The organism is Dyadobacter sp. SG02 (genome assembly GCF_900109045.1).
Lineage (GTDB): Bacteria > Bacteroidota > Bacteroidia > Cytophagales > Spirosomataceae > Dyadobacter.
This window is the reverse complement of record NZ_FNYL01000002.1, coordinates 288571-310108: the sequence shown is the minus strand read 5'-3', so window position 1 is coordinate 310108 and position 21538 is coordinate 288571. Positions and strand designations below refer to the sequence as shown.

Genomic DNA, 21538 nt, shown 5'->3' with positions numbered 1-21538 from the left:
ACAATAGAAGCTTCGACGGCAAAATTATGCGTCGGCGGGCAAAATCTCCGGTCGCGGCCGATATTTACCAATTTTTTAACATTGCCGCACGCCCGAAGCTACTTTACTCCTTCACCACCTTGAACTGCTTTTCTCCTTCCGTTGATGTCACCTTGATCAAATAAAGGCCGTTGGCGAGGTCCGGCGAGCCGAGATCGACTTCCAGTTTCTTCGTTGCCTGCCTGAATTCCAGCTCTTTGCACAGTTTTCCGTTCAGGTCGAATACCGAGAGCCGCACAGGTCCGCCCAGCCCGCTTTCCCGCTCGATCCGGAACACCCCTTTGGAAGGGTTCGGGAAGACTTTCCATTCCATCGCCTGGTCGAAAACGACGGACCTGATGGACGAATAAGCAATGGCCCCTTCGGAGCCGTCCGTCGCGTGGTCGACCATTTTCAGGCGGTAGTAGCGTGTGCCGTTGAAATGCTGCGGACCATCGGTGAAAGTGTACGTCCGCGTTCCATTTCCGCCCTGGCCGGCGATTGTTCCCAGGTCCTGGAAAATTCCCTTCCTGACATTTTCCGCATCGGTCGCGACCTGCACGACGAAATGGCTGAAATCCGTTTCCGAAGCGGTGGACCATTTCAGGTCGACGATAGCGCTTTCCCCGGAAATGCCTTTTTCCGCGACAAAATTGATCAGTGTTACGGGTAAGGGCTTGCCCGTCCCCATATAGTCTCTCGCCACCCAGAATTCCGAGAAGCTTTTTGTTTCAAATTCCAGGTAGTAGCCGTTTAAATACGGGACTTTTTTGACTTTGCCGGGCTCGAAATATTCCCACCCTTCTCTGGCATTGTTGTCCAGTGAGCCGTCCTGGTTTGCACCGGAATACTTCGTTATTGCAAGGTCATAAGCCGATTTCGGCTTCGTTACATTCGGTTGGTCCGCCGCGGAGATCAATCGCCCGACGTCGGTTTCAGGAACGTACAGCCGCACGATGACGGGTTTTTCAAAGGTTTTGGCAGTATTAAATACAAAATTCCGGTCCAGTACCAACTCATTTTCACTCACCCGTAAAGGCCCGTCATTCACGAAGGTTTGGAGCGTTAAGCCAGCAATGTCCTGTCCTTGCGGATTGACCGATGCCACAATGAAATTCCCCAACCTGAAATGCGACCAGGCGTCATAAATAGTCGGAACCGGGGCAATTTCGTTCGGCGGCGTTGCCCCGTAGTAAATTTCAGAACTCAACATATCGGCAATATTGATGTCGTCGATTACCGCTCCCTCGGCCGTTCCGGCCCCATTGCTTTTGAAAACAAACCGGAGTTTCAGGTATTCGCTATGCGGCAGCTCAGTTGAAAACACCCTCCATCCGTCGGCCACCTTGCCCTGCCAGAAGACTTGGCCGTTACTCTCGAGATTATACCAGTTTACGCCTTGTTGTAGCATACCCAGCTGGTACCATCCATAGCCGGTGTTGTACTCGACGTACAGCATGTCACATGGTTCGCCGTTGTACTGCTCGATGTCCATTCGTGCCACGAAACTCAGCACGGGCGTTTGCAAATTGCGCGTATCCAGGCAGGGAGAATAGAGATAGGACTCTTCGTTATTGTTGTAGTGCCCTGTCAGATTGGTCTTCCATGCATAGTAGCCGCTGACCACATTCGGGAAACCTCCGCTTGTGGGCGTGCCATGCTCCCACGAAGAATTTGTGCCGCTAGTATACCATCCGCCATTTCCCGATTCGAAGCTTTCGCGGTAGGGGCTGGCCGCAACGGTTCCTGTAATATAGAACTCAGCTGTGATCGTATCATTGGACAGGTTTATATCCATCGCTTTTTCGGACCAAACTTTCACCACATGTTTGCCTTCTTGCTGTACGTTTGGCGGATAAATAAAATCCAAGTCCACCTCGCTATCCTTTTTAATGCGGGGTATTGTGCGGTAGAATACGTCGCCGTCGAACGAAATCTTAACTGGCACATCGTAGCAATCGTGCGTACCGTTATTTTTAAATACCGCTTTCATGGGGGGAACGATGGGGAAATCACAAAGCGATAATGAAGGGGCTTCCAGCTTGGTTGCCACAATATCGCTACTTGCTTTTAACAGCTGAATGTCGCTAAAGAGCACCCCACCGGATGGATGCTGATGATTCCACCTTACCTGGAAATCTGTCGTAAATTCCTGTCCATTAGCTCGAAGCAATGGCGTGATTTCCACCTGCGCCATCTTGTACCCTTCAATAAGATCTTCCAAAAGGTAGGCCTCCTCTACAACGACGTTAATCCATGGATCGCTGCCGCTGCCCCGAATTTGCGGGGCAACATTCTGATAAAAGTATCCCTGGGGGTACCTAAATCGCAGCCATACTTCGTCGTCTTGCACCCGGTAACCAGAAAGGTTGAATGTACCATCCAGGTAACACAGAGAACTTGACGGTGATGAGATGGCGGCCAGGACAAATCCACCCTGGGATGCGTAACCTGGCCTCACCACAGTCGTCAATCGACTGTTGCCGGAGGCAATAGTAAAGTCAAATGCATCCGCGCCGGCAATCCCCGCGGTGGAAACGCGGATGTCCTGGGGAGGAACAGATTTCAAATCCAGCAAATAAGGCAATACGAGCTTTGGATTCGGGATCTGGCGTAGCTTCACCACGAGCGAATCATTGATTTGCCCGGGATCGCCCGCGAGGCGTACGCGTACCTGTAATGTCGCGTCGCTGACCGAAGCCAGATTCTCGCGCCGCTGAAAAGTGTAATCCGTACTCGCCGTCGCCGGCAAAGTAATATTGACCTGCTCCCAATGCATAGCCCCGCCCAGCGAGTACCCGACCTCAAATGGTTTCGTTTGCGGCTGATCATCGAGGTTTTTGATGCGAATGGTAATGGCCTGTTCGGTGGTGTAAACTGATTTGGTAAAAGCTCTTACGGCTGGCAAAGGCGCCACAACGGCCTCGATACCGAGATCATTATCCGAAATGGTGCCCTGGCAAGTGCCGTTATCCGGCTTTCTGATCAATGCCACCGACCGGCGCCCCGGCGCCTGATCTTTCCGCGCCCTGACCGATACGTAATAGGTAGAGTCTTTCGACAGGGACTGCAATGTGTATTTCAGTCCGGTTGTCAGCCCGGCCGACTTCATTTCACCGCCGGTCGATATCATCACCTCGTAATCCGAAGCCCCGCCGATTGCATTCCATTGCAATGCGATATACCCCTCACATTGAGCGGCTTGCAGCGTAACGGCGGGAATACCGAGCACTGCGAAGGAGCCGCTCGTATTTGTAAAGGCGGTACCGTTCCGTATGACCCGCACCTTCGCGGTTCCTGTGGCGGCGTCGGGTACGGTCCAGGCTAATTGCCGCTGGTCGGCCGCAACGTTGGCATTGAGCGTGGTCCAGGCCGTTCCGTTATTGAGCGAATAGGCTACGTTGAATGTGCTGAGCGTGTCTCCGTAAGAATCCCAGCAGATATTGACCGCATCGCCTTTCGTGAGATGCTCTCCCGCCAGGGGATAAGTGACAGTCAGCGAAGGCTCGATCACATCGTACACGACAAAATACTCCTGCACACCCTGCGGAATGCGCGAGGCTTCGACCTTAATGGAATAGGTGCCCGCAGCCGGTTCTTCGAGCACGACCTGCTCAATATTGTTGACCGAATCGACGCCGGGCACAGCCGCGGCCAGGGGAGCGGCCGCCGAAGGGAATTTGGGTAAAACTTTGGTATTTCCGGGCCGGGTTACCGACAGATCGAGGTTGTTCACCAATGCCTGGCCAGCCAGCATGGACATGGCGGGGTCGTTCCAGTAGAGCATGATCTTCAATTTGGCCGTATTGGCCGGAACGACGATCTGGTGCGTATTGATGCCGGAATCCGTCATTTCTCCACTGAAATAATGTCCCTTATCGAGCATTGTTACCGATCGGAGCAAGTTCATCATACCAAAGCCATGACTGAAATCCGGCCCGGGCAAACCTACGTCGGTAGCCCCGTTGCATATCAACGCCTTCACCAACGCGTTTTTGGGATTACTCTGCTGATGCAGTTGACGGTACCGCTCGTAGAGAAGCGCTGCCCCGCCCGTCACCGCCGGCGTGGCCATGCTCGTCCCCGATCCACCCTGATAGCCATTGTTTTGAACGGTCGAAACAATATCACTGCCGGGAGCCACCACCTCGGGCTTGATACGACCGTCGGCGGTAGGCCCTTTGGACGAAGATAAATTGGCGATCGTAATGGCTGCCTGGGTCCTGCCCACCGTCAGGATGTTCTTCGCTGACTGAAAATCGCCCAGTACCGTACCAAAACCGGCCGGATAGCCCAGGCCCTGACAATTCGTCTCCAATCCGCTGTTACCGGCGGCGAAAACTTGCTGCAAATAGGGAAATTCAAACGCCTGCTGATCGAGCACCGCAGATCCATTCATATAAATTCCCATATAATCACAATAGGTATAACCGCCGTATGTATTGCTGGTTACCACCATTCCATAATCTCTGGTCAGCGACGCGGCTTTTGTCCAGATATCCGCCCTATTCTCGAATACAACCTTCGATTTCGGCGCGTACCCCCGGTATTTCTCATTAAGCAAACCGGAGCCGGCGGCCGTTCCGCCTACATGTATACCGTGCCAGCCGTTGTCGCCCAGGGACGTGTAGCTGATCACCCGCTTGCCAATATCCGGGTGCAATATCGGGTTGGAATCATCGCCGAGACCAATCGTTACCCCCTCACCAGTCAGTTTGTAACCCAGGATAGCCGTCGAACCCAGCACATTCGCCTTGGTACCCGCAGTACTCTTGTTGTTCAGCATTTCGGAGGGAGGCGCCACGGGGGCGATGTATTGTACCCAGGGAAGTCCGGCGAGGCGCCGGACACTGCCGTCGGGAATTCTGACGTCCACCACCTGGTAGGCACTCAGGCCTTCGTAGATCACCTCGAAACCATTTTGGGTAAGGTCGCGCTTCACTTCTTCCACGGAAAACGATCGGGCAAAGCTCAGTCTGACATCTGTTTTCCCTGCGACCTTGCGGGCATGGTCAGGTACAATGCCCGACAACAATGCAGGTTCTACGACATCCTCCGGCCCCGGCCTGAATACGGCCCGCACACCCAACTTCCTTAATGCATTTCCATCGACGGCCCCGGCCATTGTGGCCGTATAAGCATGATCGGGAACATAATCCAGCAATTCGATACCATCGTCTTTCAAGCGCGATTGCGTCGCCCGGTCGGGTATTTTGTTAAACTGAATAATTACCAGCGATTTTTGCCCCCCAGCCAGTCGCGTACGACCGGAGCTTGCGGCAATTTCATCGGCGTCGGCTTGGGGAAGCACCAGCACCCGGTTTTTCAGAAATAATTGTCGCCCTGGTGAGCGCTGCGCGATGATTTTGAAAAAAGAGCATAATAGAAGCAACAGTAGACAGGCCGTCCGTTTTCTGGAAATCATACGTTTTGTAACCGATAGTCAAGGGATATGCGAAAATAGAATAATGCAACGAAAGTTTGGCTATACCTGTCTTATGTAACTGGTAGTATTTATAGAATTAATTTCGATATTTAGAGATCAAAACACCTCACTTATCAGTTCCATAACTCTTTCATGAAAAAATTTCTATTACTTTTTGTCCTGCTACATCCTATTGTCGGCGCGTTTTCCCAATCCAAAATCCAGCCTATCTTCAACGATGTGCAAACCGGCATCGATTTCCGGACCAACACGCCGCTCATGGGCCGGGAAATGGGTTTCGGGATGCCCGTATTTCGCATTCACCCGCTGCCCGACGAGTCGTCGATTGCCGTCATGCTCCGCAAGAAAAACCCGAACAAGGAAATGTGGACTTTCAAAGGCGAAGTGATGGTTTTCGATCCTGCTACCGGGCAGACCAAATGGCAGAAAAAATTCAAATACGCACAAAGCCAGTGGCTGCTGGACGGTAATGTGATGCTCCAACAGCAGGGTAACAAACTGGAAAGGCTTAACCCCGACACCGGCTTGCCCCTCTGGACTTCGAAGGGAATCGTGTTCAAAATGTTTCCCGAACTGGGCCGTGCATTGTCTTACAACTTGAAGGATGGCGGTTTCAAAGTGATGCAGGGCATTGACCTGGAAAATGGCCGGTCGGTCTGGCACAGGTACGTGCCCGGCTTTTACGGCTGGGAGGATCTGCAAATGCTGGACGACGAAACGGCGCTGATCAAGTCGTCGGGCCTGCATTGGGTGAAGTTGACGGACGGGGAAGGCTGGTCGGTGGACCGCGTATCGCATGCCGAAAAGGTGGATATGGGGAAGGTCGGGCTGGCGGTACTCGCGGGCGTTGCGGTAGGTGCTACCAGCGGCGCATTGGGCGGCGGATACTATGCGGTACCTTACGGCGGAGGTTCCTACATGAACCTTTTCCTGAACATTTGCTCGAATCTAGTTTTCCATAAAGACTCCGTTTTCTTCGCAGCCAAGAATAAAATCAGCTGCCATTCGCTGGATGGTAAAACCGTTTGGTCCACCGACCTGAACGAGAAACAGACCAGTAAATCACACCTGTTCAGGGAAGGAAATGTGCTGTATATGATCAACACGGGGTATGCCATGAAATTTGGCCGCCCGGCACGTTTCGGCACGCCGTTTATTACGGCATTCGATGCAGGCACAGGCCGGCAGCTTTTCATGAAGGTTTGGGAAGAACGTAAAAATTACTTTACCGACTATACGATCCAGGGTGGCGATCTGTACCTTCTGTACCGCGACAAGCTCGAAATTCACGAATTTTCGCCCGAGGGACTGACCCAGAAAAACAAGATCGGCATGGACAATGGCAGTGAAATGCATTCATTCGTATCGGATGGTTTATTTGCCAAAAAAGATTCGGCCTGCACGCAGCTAAGCCTCGACCGCGACCATTACTATATCCTTTCGCAGGAGGGCGACGTCCTGAAATTCAACAACGATTTTGTATTTGTAGAAAAAGTAGACAAGAATATCTTGTACAAAAACTACTTCGAAACCCCCGATTTTAGGTTTCTGGGCAACGACAAAGAAACTTTCATCGTCAGCAAAGTCGACAACCTGCCGGTGGCGCGATGCGAAATCCCTGTTTCCGCATCGCGTTTCGGGACGAAGTTTTACTACCGGAAATCCAACCTCAATATCGCAGAAATGGATATGCGCCCTTTTATGAGCGCATTCGGCGGGGCCGTGGGGAGCCAGGGGCGTTAGAAACGGAACCGGTCGGCATCTGTTATTTAGCGATTCTTTTTGCCCCAACTATATTTAATATATTTTGATAAAACATTTTCCGAATGTGCAACGATCTTTTAAGCCACGCGTGTCTGAGGGCCGAAGTCAATAAAAAGCCTGTTTATCCATCAGACCATGAAAAATCGATTGAGCTATTTTTTAAGCGCCCTGTCACTAATCCTGCTGGCCTGCGTATCCCTTTCTTCTTGTGATAAAGTAAAAGGACCCGAACCTTCCCCGTCGACCGTTCCGGATTCGATTGGACGCCTGGTCTCGGAAAAACATCCGGGCGCATCCGACATTGTCTTCAAAACGGTCACAGAGAATGAATTATGGGAAGCGCGCCTGACGGAAAACGGGGTACAATATTACCTGGGCCTGAACCCGGAGAAGATCGTCGCCGAACAAAAATTGATCAGCCCCGGCTTACCGGACTCGCTCGAAAGAATATTCAGGAACAATATCCCCATTAGTTTTGAAAATGCCGTATTCTCGGATTACCGGGAGGATTTGATCAATAAAATTACCTGGGAAACGGCCTTGCCGATGTATAATGTCAAACTAACCGCAGGCGGCAAGGAGTACCTGATTTACTGGATTCGCCCGTACCGCGGTGGGCCGGGCCCGGAATGGGTCTACATGTGGTGGCTGATCCCCTACGCCAAATTCTTTTACACATCCAATAACAGTACTGCGGCCGAAGTGCCCTCGGTACTCGCTAGTTTCGCGGCCAAAAAAGGGTTTACTACCGGGCAATTCTGGGCGTGGGTCTTTGATGATAACAGCGCCCAATTGATGGTCAATAACTGTTGCAACAATTACATTATCAATCAAGAAGGTCAAATATTACAGACGACCGAAAATATGGAGGCTATCACATCCCTGAATGACTTTCCGACACCCATTACGCAGCATATTTCAAGCATTATCCCCAATTTTCAAAAATTTCAGCTGGCCGGGCCGGAAAATTACAAGTTCTCGGATAGCGGCACAACAGGCTATTCGATCAGGTTAAAAGACATGACGCCCGGCACCGTTGCGCCCGCTGCGGAGATAAAGGCATCTTTCAATAAGGACTTTAAAATGAGCCGGCTTGAACTATCGGGCACAGCAGCGGCCCAGTAATAAGACCTCGTTAACATGTCCTGTCGATTCTCCGCGTTCACTACCCCTGATGAAGTTTTTCCTGAATAAGAAATACAACACATTAACCGACCTCGTAAAAGCATGTCAAAGGCTCGATCCCAGGGCGCAGACTGTCTTTTACGAACGTTACAAATCGGAGCTGATTGGAATTTGCCTGCGCTACGCGAAAACGAAAGCCGAAGCGGAAGACATTTACCAGGAGTCGTTTATCAAGGTTTTCAAACATATCGACGAAGTGATAAATCCTGAAACGATCGATTCGTGGATCAAGTCGGTGGTGATCAGAACGGCGATCAACTATTATCACCGAACGACGAAACTGGAAACGCGGCACGTCTCCGCAGATGCCTATGCGATTGACGTCGAGGCGGAACGGCACGATCTGATCATCGAAAGAATAAGTGTGAACGAATTGAGAGAAATAATCGGCCAGCTGCCCGACGGCTACCGGATCATTATCAACCTGCATTTGATCGACGGCTACTCGCATGTAGAGATCGCCAAAATGCTTTCCATATCCGACAGCACATCCCGCTCGCAGTTCTTGCGCGGGCGGAATCTATTAATCAAGAAATTACAACAAGCCGGAATTAGCAGATATGAAACACTCTGACGACGAAATAAACGAGTGGATGGGGTCGGCGCTCCGAAAAAAGCTGACCGGGACAGCCGATCAGCCCGATCCGCGACTGGCCGGAATCATATTGAACGCCGCTGCCGACAGACCTGTTAACACCCTGTGGGCGAAGGCGATTGCGCTGTTGATTTGCAGTATGTTGTCGATTACACCACTTGCCCATCGGAAGTCGGCTGGGCAGCTGGCCCTTGTTTCAAAAACACCCGATACGGGAATCGCTCACCGGAATAAAAGCATAAACCTGAATGGCGGCCACCCGATCGAACTTACAGCTGATCATGCCGAAGCACCACGTACTACAAAATCCAGGTTCAAGGCAAAGGCGAAACAAACCACGGAACCGAAGCCGGAATCTGTACTTCCGGCATTGTCGAAAGCGAGAGGATTTGAGGACGTTGAAGTAGCTGAAAAGCAATGGCCCGCCTCATCGGAAAACATAATCGCCGGAAATGTCGATACCAGCCTGTCAGATTCCGCAGTGATCGCCGATAACGGACCTGTCGGCGTGCCCGATTTGAAAATGCTCACAGCACGCAAAAGCACCTTCCCGACAGTCGCCGTTGCCTCCGTAGAGATTCCTGGTCGCAATGCAACCCAACCGAAGCCCAAACGGGCCGTGCAACCTTGGAGCATCCTCTTCGGTTTTTCGCCCATGAATACATTTCAATTGATCCACATAAAGCCCAATCAGCAGGTTACCTACCAGAATTTCCGGTTCGCACCTGCATTATCGGCTAAAAAGATGGCATACAAATTCCACGCGGGCATCGAACAGAACGGCTGGCAACTGCAAGCGTCCTATACCCATTTCACGCAGGCTTTTTACTATGAGACCGCCACCGACGAGTACATCTTAAAACAAGGTAATGCAAGCCAGGAATGGGTCCGAAAAGGAATTGGTATGGAGGAAAGCCAGACCCTGAACATGATAGGCATTGGCCTTTCCAAAAAAATATCATTCAGCAGCCACAAGCTTACGCGGTATTTGGCGAACGTCGGGGTCGAATATTCGCATGATTTCAGCGCACGGCAAGGCATTGCCTGGGGCACCGTTATGGTAGGCCGGCAAATCTATTTAAGCAAGAGTACGTCATTGGTTCTCGGCCCTCACCTGACATACGGCCTCACAAAACTGAACGCCGCCCGCGGGCGCTTCGAAGTGCAACCGTACCAGGTTGGAATCGCAATTACACTCGAAATACATGCTGGAAAATAGGTGTGGCTTCCGCCAGCTTACCCTCATTACTTGTCATAAGACAAGTGTAGCCGGTTTTATTCGCTATTCCTTTGCATTGTACTTAACAATAATGCTATGCAAAACAGAGGTAATACCGAAGATACGGACAAAGGCCCCTTGCCTTTGACAGGTACCAACACGATCGTGATTGTCCACGGGGCGTGGTCGTCTGCAAACGACTGGCATAATACTGCCGACCAGCTCGTCTCGACCGGAAACAGGGTAATCATGGTAAATCTGCCGGGCCACGGCAACCCTTACAAACGCCGGTTCGGCCCTTATCGAAGAGGTATATATCCACACGGAATATGACCATACGGTAAGCCATTCGCTTCAACAAAAGATGGTTCAAAACGCCGGCATCCGGAGAACCTATTCGCTGCCGTCAAGTCATACCCCATTCATCGTCCATTCTCCCATATTATCGGCTATCATATCCTTCGAAGCCCGATAACATATATCAAAATCAACCCAATGCAAATCATGACAAATCTAAGATTCATCCAATTTTTCTTCGTTGCCTGTATCTTTCTCCTGAACTCCTGTACCACTGACCATGCCCAGCCGGCGAAGCCTAAGGAATTCGTGCTCGTACACGGAGCGTGGCAGGCACCGTATGTCTGGCAATCGGTAAAAACCAGTCTTGAAGGCCAGGGAAATAAAGTCACCGTGGTGGAGTTACCGGGCCATGGAAACGACCAGACACCTCCTGAAAAAATAACGTTAGATACCTATAAAGAGAAAGTAATAGCTGCCCTTTCAGCCATTGACGGCAAAGCGATTTTGGTAGGCCATAGTCTGGGCGGGATGATCATATCCTCGGTAGCGGAAGCAATGCCGGAGAAAATCGAGAAACTTGTTTACGTAGCTGCCTATTTACCGGCGTCCGGCCAGACCCTGGACAGCCTGGCACACACCGACCCCGATTCACAACTTGGCGGCGCGGGTGTCCTGATCTTCAATAGCGTGACGGTGGATGTGAAGCAGAATCAGATTGTCAACCTGTTTATCCAGGATGGCACGCCCGATATTCAAAACCTGGTACTGAAAAATTACCGCACGGAACCACTCATTCCATTTATAAACCCTGTTACGCTGACCGAACAAAATTTTGGTTCGGTCGAAAAGATCTTTATCAAAACGCTGCAAGACCACGTGGTTTCACCCTCCTTACAGGCAAGGATGATCACAGCTGGCGGTGTTAAGGCCGTCTTTCAAATCAACACGGGACATAGTCCGTTTCTTTCAAAACCCGATTCACTGACTGCGCTGTTAGTCCAGGCGTCAAATATTCATTAAATTAATGCTTGTTCTTCAAAGCAAAAGCAGCGCACAATGCAGCCGGGTGTTTTACTTAACTTCCCGTCACGCAAAACGGCTTTTGTAAAAAATACAACAAGATTAATACATGGATAAGCAGGGACTAAAAAATTACATTTTAAGAAACTTGTCGTTCCCGGACCGGACCCTGGATCTGGTGGTTGAATATTTCGATGAGCTTCGTTTTGCCAAAGACGAGTTCTTCCTTAAAGAGGGATCAATCAATGATCGTTACTTCTTTCTTCAGACCGGACTTATGCGTGCCTTTACCTTTGACACCAACGGGAACGAGATTACGACAAATTTCTATCAGAGGGACAGTGTGGTGTTTGAGGTATCGTCATTTTACCTGAAAACAAAGTCCACGGAGAGTATTCAGGCGGTAACCGATTGCATGGGTTATTCCATCGGCTACGACCAGTTGAATGTGCTGATGCACGATGTGCCTGAATTCCGGGCATACGGCGTGGCAATGCTGGCCAAAGAGTATGTTTTGTTTAAAAAACGGGCATTGGAAATGATCAATCTGAGCGGCGAAGCCAGGTATGAAAAACTGGTCACTTCCGGCAAAGAGATATTTCAGCACGCGCAGTTAAAACAAATAGCTTCCTATCTGAACGTCACCGACACCTCGTTAAGCCGCATCAGACGTGAATTTACGAGAAGGGCTCGATGAACGTCACAAATCCTAAAACGGGCGTCTGCAAAGTGTGTGAAGACGCCCGTTTTAGGTCAATTATGTAGATCTAATCTATTGTAAATCAGGCGAGCAAATGCGGCTTGGATTGATAGGTCTCCCACAGGAATTCCCCGAACAGTGTATTGGCCCACGCAAACCACGAACGCGTAAATTTGGCAGGATCGTCCTTATGGAAGGATTCGTGCATAAACCCGGTGCCTCCGTGATTCTTTTTGAGCATCTGAACGCATTCGCGGATCTCCTTATCGTCCTTGCTGGTCATACCACGGATTGTAATACCGATCGGCCATATCATATCCAGCCCGATATGCGGGCCGCCGATACCCTCTCCCGCTTTGCCTTTGAAGAAGAAAGGATTGTTCAGCGAAAGGATCAGTTTGCGGGTATTCTGGTAAATCGGGTCGGAAATGGGCATTGCATCCAGATACGGCATACCCAGCAGGCTCGGCACATTGGCGTCGTCCATCAGGTTATAGCTGCCGAAGCCGTTTACCTCGTAGGCGTACACCTTCCCGTATTGCGGGTGCGTCACGACTGCGTGTTGCTTCAATGCCTGCTCCACCTCGTTGGCCAGCGCCGTGAGCTCCGCAATGAGCGATTTTTCGCCATTCAGTTTGCCGAGCATGGTTGCCGCCTGGCGGAGGCTGGTCACAGTGAAGAAGTTGGAAGGTATCAGAAACGAGTAGATCGTCGCATCGTCGCTCGGGCGGAAGGCGGAGCAGATCAGCCCCACGGGTTTGACCGGGTAGCCGTAGCCGTTCATCGGCACACCGTCGGTTGCCCAGGCGGTTTTACGCTGGAATCGGTACGGGCCATTATCCTGCTTGCGTTGCTGTTCTTTGAAGGTTTTAAGGGTTAACGCAATGGCTTTTTGCCAGGTAGCATCAAACGGCGCGGTGTCGCCGGTAAGCTGCCAGTACCGGTGCGCGAGGCGGATCGGGTAGCAGAGCGAATCGATCTCCCATTTGCGCTCGTGCAGACCGGGTTTCATGTCGGTGTCGTCGTCTTTCCATTCGCCTACTTTGGCCGGATCGTCGTAGAATGCATTGGCGTAAGGATCGCGCAGGATACAGGCCGTCTGCCGGTTGATCACCCCCGCGATGAGCTGCTGCAAGGGTTTGTCTTTCTTGATGAAATGCAGGTAGGGCCACACCTGCGCCGTACTGTCCCGAAGCCACATCGCGTCGATATCGCCGGTGATCACGTACGTATCCGGACGACCTCCTTCGGTTTTGTGGGTAACGGTGGTGTCGAGGGTATTGGGAAAACAGTTTCCGAAAAGCCAGCCAAGTTCCTGGTCTTTTACCTTCGACTGAAATTCTTTGATGGCTTCCTCAACCGCCACGCTGCTGAAATGCCGCTTGTCGGCAGGTACGCGCACGGAGGGGAAATCAGGTTTGGCGAAAGCCGGCATTTTGCCGACCATCAGCCCGGTGCCCAGCAGGGCGGCATTCTTCAAAAACAGGTTTCGGTTCATTACACTGTAAATTAGTATTGATGTATTTATAATGCAGGACCGCTAAAATAGGGAGGATTAATTAATCCTGCTACTCCATCACAGAACTCAACAATGCAACCATTCTGGTCTGCGCACCTTCGCCAAGCATCCATTCCGCCATTTCCAACGACACCCGGGCCTCGTCGGCCACCTTTGCCCGCATGGCATTTTCATAGGCTGCGATCGCCGCCCGGGTGTCCGTGAACTTGTCTCTTAAGTAGCTCCGTTACGGCAATGCAAACACGACATAACTTTTTCGCAATGCATTACCCTGCGTTTTCGAGCCTTCCTCATCCCGCCCGAAGCTGAGCGGAGCGGTAGCGGCTACCACCAGGTATTGTTTACCGTTCACCTCGTATGTGGACGGTAAGCCCTGCGTGCCTGCGGGCAATTGGCCTGCCCATAGCTCCCGGCCGGTTTCGGCGTCGAATGCGTAGAATTTACCGTCCTTACCGGTACAGAACAACAGGCCTGTCGAAGTGACGATCATGCCGTTACGCTGCGCGCGGAGCAAGCCGCTGCGGGGGCCGCCCAGGGCCGTTACCTGCCGGTCTTCGCCCACCGGGATACGCCATTTGATCGTCCCTTTGTTGAGATCGTAGGCGATAATGGACGACCACGGCGGGCCGATGAGGTAAGGATAGCCCAACCCCCAGCCCGGCGGGATGAAGTAGCGGGCTTCGGGCGCACTGGTACCAGCCGGATAGGGAACGCCGTAAGAATTGGGACCCTGTACCCGTGCATTCATCAGCGAAGGATCGATTTCCCGCAAGGCAAGCCCGCCGGGGGCCCCGCCCGTAGCCACCACGGGACCCACCGGAGGTTTGAGCTTCCCGGGCGCAGGCCTTCCCGGACGTGCCGGCCCTGTTTCGCCCGTTAGGAACCCATACAATTTTTTCATCGTCGGCTCGTCCAGGTGCGCGAATGCGGGCATTTCTCCTTTACCTGAAAAAACGAGCCGGTGGAATTTTTCAAAATCCAGCTTGGAACCGATGCCCAGCAGCTCCGGTCCTATTCCGCCCTTTCGGTCGGCCCCGTGGCAGGCCTGGCAATTTTGTGCGTAAATGCTTTGGCCCCCATTGTCCTTCGAAACGGCGCCTCCGCCCTGCTCCCTTTTATGCACTTTGCCGTACACCGAGGGCCAGTCGATGCTGCGAATGTATACAATGCCTTTTTGCGGGTCGGCGGCGGTACTTCCCCAGCTGGCACCGCCCACGGCGCCCGGTATGGATAAAGTTTCGCGGTTCATGGAAACGGGCGTGTACAATCCGGTCCCCATCGAATCGATGCGGGCCGTCCAATGCTTGCGTTCCTCGTCGGTAAGGAAGTAGGGATTGAGGTCTTTGGCCGTCATGTTCTGTCTGCCGAAGGGCGGCAATACGGTCGGGAACGGCTGCGTAGGCGATGCATGCTCGCCGGGCACGTCGCTCGCAGGTACGGGCCGCTCCTCGATGGGCCACAGCGGCTTCCCGGTTACCCGGTCGAACACGAACAGGAAGCCGTTTTTACCGGCCACAGCGACAGCGTCGATGTCCTTGCCATTGTGCTTGACGGTGATCAGCTGCGGCGCGGCCGACAGGTCATAGTCCCAAAGATCGTGGTGTACGAGCTGGTAATGCCACAACCGCTTGCCGGTGCGGGCGTCGAGCGCGAGAATGGAGTTCCCGTACAGGTTGTTTCCCTGGCGGTCGCCCCCGTAGTAGTCGTAGGTAGGCGAGCCGAGCGGGATGTAGGCAATACCCCGCCGGGCATCCACCGATATTTCGCCCCAGCAGTTCACGCCTCCGATGTATTTGTAGGCGTCCCTGGGCCAGGTTTCGTAACCATATTCGCCCGGGTGCGGAATGGTATGGAACGTCCAGGCCAGTTTGCCGCTCACGATGTCGTAGGCGCGGATATCCCCCGGCATCGACATGTAATTCTCCCCGGTAGCCGACCCGAGTATGAGCAGATTCCCGAAAACCTTGCCCGGCGTGCCCGATTGCACACGCGTGACCATTTTGGGGTCGCGGCCGAGGTCCTGGCGGAGGTCTGTCAGCCCGTTTTCACCAAAACTGAGAATGGATTTCCCGGTAACTGCGTCGATCGCCTGCAGGTAGTTATTGATCTGAAACACGAGCCGTCGGTCTTTGCGGTCGGCGCTTTCCCAGTAGTTGACGCCCCGCGCCGAAATGCCCTGCAAATGCGCGTGGATCCAGATTTCCTTGCCCGTGGCCGCATCCAGCGCCACCAGCGAATTGTCTTTGGCTAAAACATACATGACATTGTCGACGATCAGCGGGTTGAACTGGTAAACCACCTCGTCTTCGGTTGCATAAGTCCAGGCTACTTGCAGCTTGCTTACATTGCTTTTAGTGATCTGGGCCAATTCGGTGTACTTCGACTGATCCGGCGCGCCGCCGTAATCGTGCCAGGTTTTATAACGGTCTGCTGTCCCCGGCTTTGAGGAATTCCAGCTCATCGCGGCACACGCCACCAGCACGATCACAAAGAAAAATCCCCACAGGAATAACCGGTTCCAGGGATGTAGTTTGGGTTTGAATTTCAGGATTCCCATGATGCAAAACAGGTTGGATAAAGGTTTAGGAATGAATGCGCGGTTTACGCGCTATTCGGGGAAATCGACGGCTTCGAACATTTTGTAGTTATCGACACTGGTTGCGGGGGCGAAAAAGCAGATCACTTTCATTTCCACATTGCCGGTGTTTTTGAGCATATGCACCTTTCCCTGCTCGAAAAGCACGGCGGTACCCGGCTCCACCGCCCCTACCTCACCCTCGATCATGACCTTTCCGGAGCCATTGATAATGTAAATCAGCTCCTCGCTATGCGGATGCGAATGCGCCGGCCGGACTGCCTCGCCGGGCAGGACGCGGATGACGCAAACGGACAGATTTTCGGCTTGCAGCCCCTCGTCGCCCACCAGCCAGCGCATATACCGCCCCGGATGTTCGACTTCGGGCGTGGATTTCTCGTGAATGATCGTCATTTCAGTTTCCGTTTATGGTTTTCAAAATAGTATCCGCCAGCCCGGCCGCGTCCAGGCCATAATGCGCGGCCAGCTCGGCATAGGTACCCGAATGGATGTAATGCAAACCGCCCTTCGCCGTGTTCACGGGCACGAGCAGGCGGGTATCGATCTCCGTTTCCGTTTCGAAAAGCACCTTTCTGAACTGCGCCCACAGGTAGCCATTGTTCTGTTCGGCGATGAAAACCGGGGTTCCCGAGCGGTGCAGCGCAACAATGGCCGCACTGTCGGTCGATGGCATATCGATCACGTTCACATGCCGCCCTGCCTTTTCGAGCATTTCCGAAGCGGCGAGCGCCTCGTACACGCCACGCCCGCTGGACACGATGCAGGCGTCCGGGCTCGCGAAATTCCGGACAGCATAAGATTTGCCCGGTTCAAATTGAAAATCAACAGGGTAAATGACCTCCGACGGCGCGCGCAATACCCGCAGGTAAATGATCCCCCGGTTGCCTTCCGCGATCCAGCGTATGATACTGAACAGCTGCTGCGGACACGATACATTGATTATCTGCACATAAGCCGCCTCGGCGAGCATCAACGCGTCGTCGTTGCCCATATGCGTGGCGCCATTGGACTGCGTTTCCAGGTCGGCGGCGGTAGCCACGAGCGTAAGGTCGATACCGTGCCCCTCCGACAGCCAGCCATTGGCGGCGATCACTTCCAGCCGCTCCTGGTGCCCCACGGCAATGCGGCGCAGTACCTTCCAGTCGAAAAACGGGCAGAACGTACTGATCCAGGCATTAGCCCCCAGCACGGCAAACGCTTCGCCGATGAGCATCATATTGGCTTCCGCGACGCCCACGTTCAATGCGCGGGTTTTATCCACATACCCTACCCCGGCCTGCAAGCCGCTGGTGGAAGCCAGGTCCGAGTCGATGGACACGATCCGTTCGTCCCGCGCCAGCACTTTCATGACCGATTCGATGACTTTATTGGCACCGTACTGCTTCCCTTTTTCCAGTTTCGGAAGGGCATTGGACTCGTATTGAATGCGTTTGTCGCGCACGGGTGCTTTTTGTGTGCGTACAGTGCCGTCTGCCCGCCGGGTAGCGCTTTTCGTGTTCAGGTTTAATTCAAAACCCATTTCCCGCGCATGCCGCAGCAACGCATCCGCTATTTCTCTTGTATTTTTTTCAGCATTAAGCCGATCCAGAAACTGAAAGAATGCGGCTTCCCTCCTTTCCCGCCCCGCTTGTTGCAATGCTTCTTCCTGATCCAGCAAATCGCCCGCGATATTCACTTTGTGGTTATTCATGAAATCCGAAAACCCGCCGTGGCCTTTGGTCGACCGGCAAATGATCACAGTCGGTCGCCCGTCGCGTTCGCCGTATTTGAATTCCAGTAATGCATGGTGCATCGTTTCGTACTGCGTGGCATCGACTTCCAGCACGCGCCATCCAAAGCTTTCGAAGCTGGCGGCGAGGTTATGGTAGGGAAAATGCAGGGAGTTCACGTTATCGAGCTGCCCGCCATTATGGTCCACCATCACACAGAGGTTATCCAGTTTTTTAAAGCCCGCGTACATGACCGTTTCCCATATCGGCCCTTCCTGCAACTCGCCATCGCCCGTCACCGCGTACACGTCGAACCCTCGTGTGCGCTGGCCCGCGATCGCAAAGCCCTGGGCCACGCCCATCCCCTGGCCCATCGGGCCCGTGGCGACATGCACACCCGGCAACAGCGGGCCGGGATGGCCGTTGAGCAGGCTCGACAGCGAACGGGAGTTTTCCAGTATCTCGTGTCCGAAATAGCCGAGGTCGTGGTAAATGGATGCCAGCGTGGCCACGGCGTGGCCTTTACTCAGCACAAACATATCTTGCCCCGTAGCAGCGGGTTGCTCTACATTCACGTCGATAATGCCGCCGTAGAAAAGGCTTACCATCGGAATGGTCGCCGAGAAGGCTCCGCCGATGTGGATCGCATTGTCCACCGCGTGCCTGCATTGGTACAGGCTCAGCAGCCGTATGTCGGAATCCTTGATCGCCAGCAAAAGGGCCATACCCTTCCCGACCAGGGATTTTTGGTTATCCAGGTAAATCAAAATTCAGTATGTTTAAAAGTCAAAGAATCGACCAACCTCCATCCACAAACCAGGTGGCTCCCGTTACGAAGGAGGCCTCGTCAGAAGCCAGGAAATACATGACATTGGCCACTTCCTCCGGTCTGCCCATTCGGTTCAATACACTTTTGGAATTGAGGAACTGTTCAGTGGCTGCCGGATCGGGCGAATCGTTGATCGAGCCTCTCAAAAGGGGCGTATCGATCGCGCCGGGCGCTACGCAGTTTACACGAATTCCATTGGGGGCCAGGTCGTACGCCATGCTGCGTGTCAGCGTATCTATTGCCCCCTTGGAAGACGAATAGGCCGCACGCTCGCCCACAGCCCGGTAACCCAGTATCGACCCCGTGTTGATCACCGAACCCTGCCCCGCAGCCATCAGCGGCACGAATGCATTAGACATATAATAAATGCCTTTCAGGTTAATGTCGTAGGTCCTGATCCAATCCGCTTCGGTGCATTGCAGGATGCTCCCGCGTATTTCAAGGCCTGCATTGTTAATCAGCACATCGGCCCTCCCGAATTTTTCGCGCACCAGCCGCCCGGCTTCCTCCACCTGTGCCTTGTTTGAAATATCACATTGGCAAAACAATGCATTTACGCCCAGCTTACGGATCTCGCTTTCGGCCTGCGTCCCCTTTGCGGCGTCGATATCCACGATCACGATGTCATAACCATTTTGGGCAAACTTCATTCCCGCGGCGAGCCCCAGTCCGGATGCTCCTCCGCTGACAATCATTACTTTATTACTCATCCTGTTTCCGGTTTCAGTTCATACCATTGGGTTTGGTGGCCACTTTAATGGCCCCGTCTTTCCGCGTTTCGAATGTATCCAGCGCCGTGGCGAAGTCGCCTAATGCAAACCGGTGGGTCATCAGCGGCGTGAGGTCGATGCGGTTGCTGAGCAGCAGCTCGATCGTCGCCTGGGCGGTATTCGGGTTGGCGCGGTTGCCTACCAGCTCCACCTCGTCGAGCACGATCCGTTTGATCGGAATGGCAGGATCGCTGTGTGGAATGCCAATGACCGAAATCACGCCGCCTTTGGCCGCGGCAAGGCACGCCATCGTCAGCGACTGCGAGGTTCCTGCGCATTCCAGCACGGCGGGTACGCCCATACCGTGCGTCAGTTCCCTCACTTTTTTTACCACATCTTCTTCCTTGTAGTCGATGGTGATGGCACCGAGCTCCGCCGCTTTTTTCAGTCTTTCGCCGCTACCGGCCGCATATATACGCCCGGCCCCCAGCGCCTTCGCGACGAGGATCGCCATTAACCCCTGCGGACCGGTACCGATGATCAGGATGTCGTCGCCCGGCTGCATGCGTGACCGCTTTACCGTGTATAGTGCAATGCTAAGCGGGTCTACGCAGGCCGCATATTCGAGCGACATCGAATCCGGCACTTTGAAAATGCTCTTCACGGAGGTACGCATGTATTGTGCGTAGGCGCCGGGCGTGTAATGCCCGTACTGGCGATGCCCCCGGCTTTCGTGCCCGTAGTTGAGGCAGATATTGTAGCGTCCCTTCTGGCATTTTTCGCAGTAACCGCACCCGCAATGCGAAATGCCGCACACCCGGTCACCCTCCTTCCAGCCCAGGCTTGCCGCCCTGGGGCCGGTTTGCACCACCGTACCCGACCACTCGTGACCGGGAATAAACGGGAAACCCGTCGGCCAGAAGCCGGGGAAATCGCCGGCGATAATGTGCGGATCGGTGCCGCAGATATAGGTTGTATCGACTTTACAGATCACCTCGTCGGTTTCCGGCTGCGGCACGGGCACCGTTTCAATCGCAAAGTCGCGCACGCCCCTGAGTACAAGGGCTTCCATCTCTTTTGGTAGGTTCGTCATATTGAAATGCTGTTATTGAATGTTTGCTTCCGGTACAATCGCCACACCCCGGAAAGGTGAGCCGGACCCGTCCTTGATTTTCAGGGGCAGGCCAACAAACCAGAATTCGTGGGCGGGGATCAGGTCTACCTGCGCCAGGTTTTCGATATTGAGGATTTCCCGCTCGCGGCACACGATATGCGCCGGCTGCTCCTTCACGACGGCCACTTCATGGTGACTATCGATGCTGGGCGCGTCGGCGCCGATGCTGATCGCCCCGAGGTCGTTCAGATATTCGATCGCGCTGCGGTCCACGCCGGGGTACCCGCGAATGTATTCGAAGGGGGTTTTCCATTTCTTGTACCAGCTCGTGTGGTAAAGCACCACCGACTGCGGGCGGATCGTAACGCCCGTTTTTTCAATGGCTTCCTCGATATCCCGCCGGGTAATGTAGCTGGCGGGCTCCTTGTGTGAAAAGTCGAACCACACACCCGGCGCCATAAACCATTCCAGCGGCAGCTCGTTGACCGCCCGCGCGCCGGGCTCGTTCACCACGTGGTTGATCGCGTCCACATGCGTGTTCGAATGGTCGCACATGGTGAAACCGACCACTTTATAGGAGTAAGGTGGCTTGGTAAGGCCCATTTTCTGGGTTTCTTCATGCGAAAGGTGGTTCCAGATCAGCGTTCGCTGATGCCCGATGAAAGTAGGATCTTCCGTGCTGATGGTGTGGCTCAGGTCCGTCACCACACAATCGATACCCAGGAAATTGAGCTTCGTCTGCAAGCGGAACGGCGGACAAAATGCCTTTTTGAAGGCAGCTGGTTCGGTGATAGCGTTCATGTTTTTGTAGGAT

15 protein-coding genes are annotated in these 21538 nt (G+C 53.4%); 7 read left to right on the top strand and 8 right to left on the bottom strand.

Annotated features, from left to right (window positions below; all coding sequences use genetic code 11):
- Positions 1–103: 103 nt before the first annotated feature.
- Positions 104–5443 (bottom strand): S8 family serine peptidase, encoded by a 5340-nt coding sequence (locus BMW93_RS04975; RefSeq protein WP_090374103.1) that lies wholly within the window; start codon positions 5441–5443, stop codon positions 104–106.
- A 153-nt stretch (positions 5444–5596) separates the two neighbouring features.
- On the opposite strand from BMW93_RS04975, the gene BMW93_RS04970 reads away from it, so the two are divergent.
- The 7 genes from BMW93_RS04970 to BMW93_RS04940 all read left to right on the top strand — a co-directional run bounded on the left by BMW93_RS04970 (position 5597) and on the right by BMW93_RS04940 (position 12244).
- Positions 5597–7207, top strand: coding sequence for a PQQ-binding-like beta-propeller repeat protein (locus BMW93_RS04970; protein WP_090374102.1), 1611 nt, complete (start codon positions 5597–5599; stop codon positions 7205–7207).
- 156 nt (positions 7208–7363) lie between these two features.
- On the top strand, positions 7364–8353 hold the full coding sequence (locus BMW93_RS04965) for a hypothetical protein (protein WP_143061594.1): 990 nt from the start codon (positions 7364–7366) through the stop codon (positions 8351–8353).
- 49 nt (positions 8354–8402) lie between these two features.
- Positions 8403–8987, top strand: coding sequence for an RNA polymerase sigma factor (locus BMW93_RS04960; protein ID WP_090374100.1), 585 nt, complete (start codon positions 8403–8405; stop codon positions 8985–8987).
- The gene (locus BMW93_RS04955) at positions 8974–10227 is read left to right on the top strand and encodes a hypothetical protein (RefSeq protein WP_143061593.1); all 1254 of its coding nucleotides are present in this window, start codon (positions 8974–8976) and stop codon (positions 10225–10227) included. The genes BMW93_RS04960 and BMW93_RS04955 overlap by 14 nt, the downstream gene beginning before the upstream one ends.
- Before the next feature lie 96 nt (positions 10228–10323).
- Complete coding sequence (locus BMW93_RS04950; RefSeq protein WP_090374098.1) at positions 10324–10560, top strand: alpha/beta fold hydrolase; 237 nt, start codon at positions 10324–10326, stop codon at positions 10558–10560.
- Positions 10561–10731: 171 nt separating this feature from the next.
- Positions 10732–11547: an alpha/beta fold hydrolase gene (locus BMW93_RS04945; RefSeq protein ID WP_090374496.1), complete on the top strand. Its 816-nt coding sequence runs from the start codon at positions 10732–10734 to the stop codon at positions 11545–11547.
- A gap of 109 nt (positions 11548–11656) precedes the next feature.
- Complete coding sequence (locus BMW93_RS04940; RefSeq protein ID WP_090374097.1) at positions 11657–12244, top strand: Crp/Fnr family transcriptional regulator; 588 nt, start codon at positions 11657–11659, stop codon at positions 12242–12244.
- Between the two features lie 85 nt (positions 12245–12329).
- On the opposite strand, the gene BMW93_RS04935 is transcribed toward BMW93_RS04940, so the two are convergent.
- The 7 genes from BMW93_RS04935 to BMW93_RS04905 form a co-directional block, all read right to left on the bottom strand.
- The gene (locus tag BMW93_RS04935; protein ID WP_090374096.1) at positions 12330–13745 is read right to left on the bottom strand and encodes a glycoside hydrolase family 125 protein; all 1416 of its coding nucleotides are present in this window, start codon (positions 13743–13745) and stop codon (positions 12330–12332) included.
- A 247-nt stretch (positions 13746–13992) separates the two neighbouring features.
- Positions 13993–16323: a PQQ-binding-like beta-propeller repeat protein gene (locus BMW93_RS04930; RefSeq protein ID WP_090374095.1), complete on the bottom strand. Its 2331-nt coding sequence runs from the start codon at positions 16321–16323 to the stop codon at positions 13993–13995.
- Positions 16324–16374: 51 nt separating this feature from the next.
- A complete protein-coding gene (locus tag BMW93_RS04925) occupies positions 16375–16755 on the bottom strand; it encodes a cupin domain-containing protein (RefSeq protein ID WP_090374094.1) in 381 nt (126 codons plus the stop codon).
- Between the two features lies 1 nt (position 16756).
- The gene (locus BMW93_RS04920) at positions 16757–18838 is read right to left on the bottom strand and encodes a transketolase C-terminal domain-containing protein (RefSeq protein ID WP_218147659.1); all 2082 of its coding nucleotides are present in this window, start codon (positions 18836–18838) and stop codon (positions 16757–16759) included.
- Positions 18839–18857: 19 nt separating this feature from the next.
- The gene (locus BMW93_RS04915; protein WP_090374093.1) at positions 18858–19610 is read right to left on the bottom strand and encodes an SDR family NAD(P)-dependent oxidoreductase; all 753 of its coding nucleotides are present in this window, start codon (positions 19608–19610) and stop codon (positions 18858–18860) included.
- Positions 19611–19623: 13 nt separating this feature from the next.
- Positions 19624–20682 carry a zinc-binding dehydrogenase gene (locus BMW93_RS04910; protein WP_218147658.1) on the bottom strand — a complete coding sequence of 353 codons (1059 nt, stop codon included), beginning with the start codon at positions 20680–20682 and terminating at the stop codon, positions 19624–19626.
- A gap of 33 nt (positions 20683–20715) precedes the next feature.
- Positions 20716–21525 (bottom strand): cyclase family protein, encoded by an 810-nt coding sequence (locus tag BMW93_RS04905; protein ID WP_090374091.1) that lies wholly within the window; start codon positions 21523–21525, stop codon positions 20716–20718.
- Positions 21526–21538 lie beyond the last annotated feature (13 nt).

Coding starts and splice junctions, on each gene's coding strand:
- BMW93_RS04925 (WP_090374094.1), bottom strand. CDS start 16,755: ATGACGATCATTCACGAGAAATCCACGCCCGAAGTCGAACATCCGGGG.
- BMW93_RS04965 (WP_143061594.1), top strand. CDS start 7,364: ATGAAAAATCGATTGAGCTATTTTTTAAGCGCCCTGTCACTAATCCTG.
- BMW93_RS04950 (WP_090374098.1), top strand. CDS start 10,324: ATGCAAAACAGAGGTAATACCGAAGATACGGACAAAGGCCCCTTGCCT.
- BMW93_RS04915 (WP_090374093.1), bottom strand. CDS start 19,610: ATGAGTAATAAAGTAATGATTGTCAGCGGAGGAGCATCCGGACTGGGG.
- BMW93_RS04930 (WP_090374095.1), bottom strand. CDS start 16,323: ATGGGAATCCTGAAATTCAAACCCAAACTACATCCCTGGAACCGGTTA.
- BMW93_RS04945 (WP_090374496.1), top strand. CDS start 10,732: ATGACAAATCTAAGATTCATCCAATTTTTCTTCGTTGCCTGTATCTTT.
- BMW93_RS04935 (WP_090374096.1), bottom strand. CDS start 13,745: ATGAACCGAAACCTGTTTTTGAAGAATGCCGCCCTGCTGGGCACCGGG.
- BMW93_RS04905 (WP_090374091.1), bottom strand. CDS start 21,525: ATGAACGCTATCACCGAACCAGCTGCCTTCAAAAAGGCATTTTGTCCG.
- BMW93_RS04960 (WP_090374100.1), top strand. CDS start 8,403: ATGAAGTTTTTCCTGAATAAGAAATACAACACATTAACCGACCTCGTA.
- BMW93_RS04955 (WP_143061593.1), top strand. CDS start 8,974: ATGAAACACTCTGACGACGAAATAAACGAGTGGATGGGGTCGGCGCTC.
- BMW93_RS04975 (WP_090374103.1), bottom strand. CDS start 5,443: ATGATTTCCAGAAAACGGACGGCCTGTCTACTGTTGCTTCTATTATGC.
- BMW93_RS04940 (WP_090374097.1), top strand. CDS start 11,657: ATGGATAAGCAGGGACTAAAAAATTACATTTTAAGAAACTTGTCGTTC.
- BMW93_RS04970 (WP_090374102.1), top strand. CDS start 5,597: ATGAAAAAATTTCTATTACTTTTTGTCCTGCTACATCCTATTGTCGGC.
- BMW93_RS04910 (WP_218147658.1), bottom strand. CDS start 20,682: ATGGAAGCCCTTGTACTCAGGGGCGTGCGCGACTTTGCGATTGAAACG.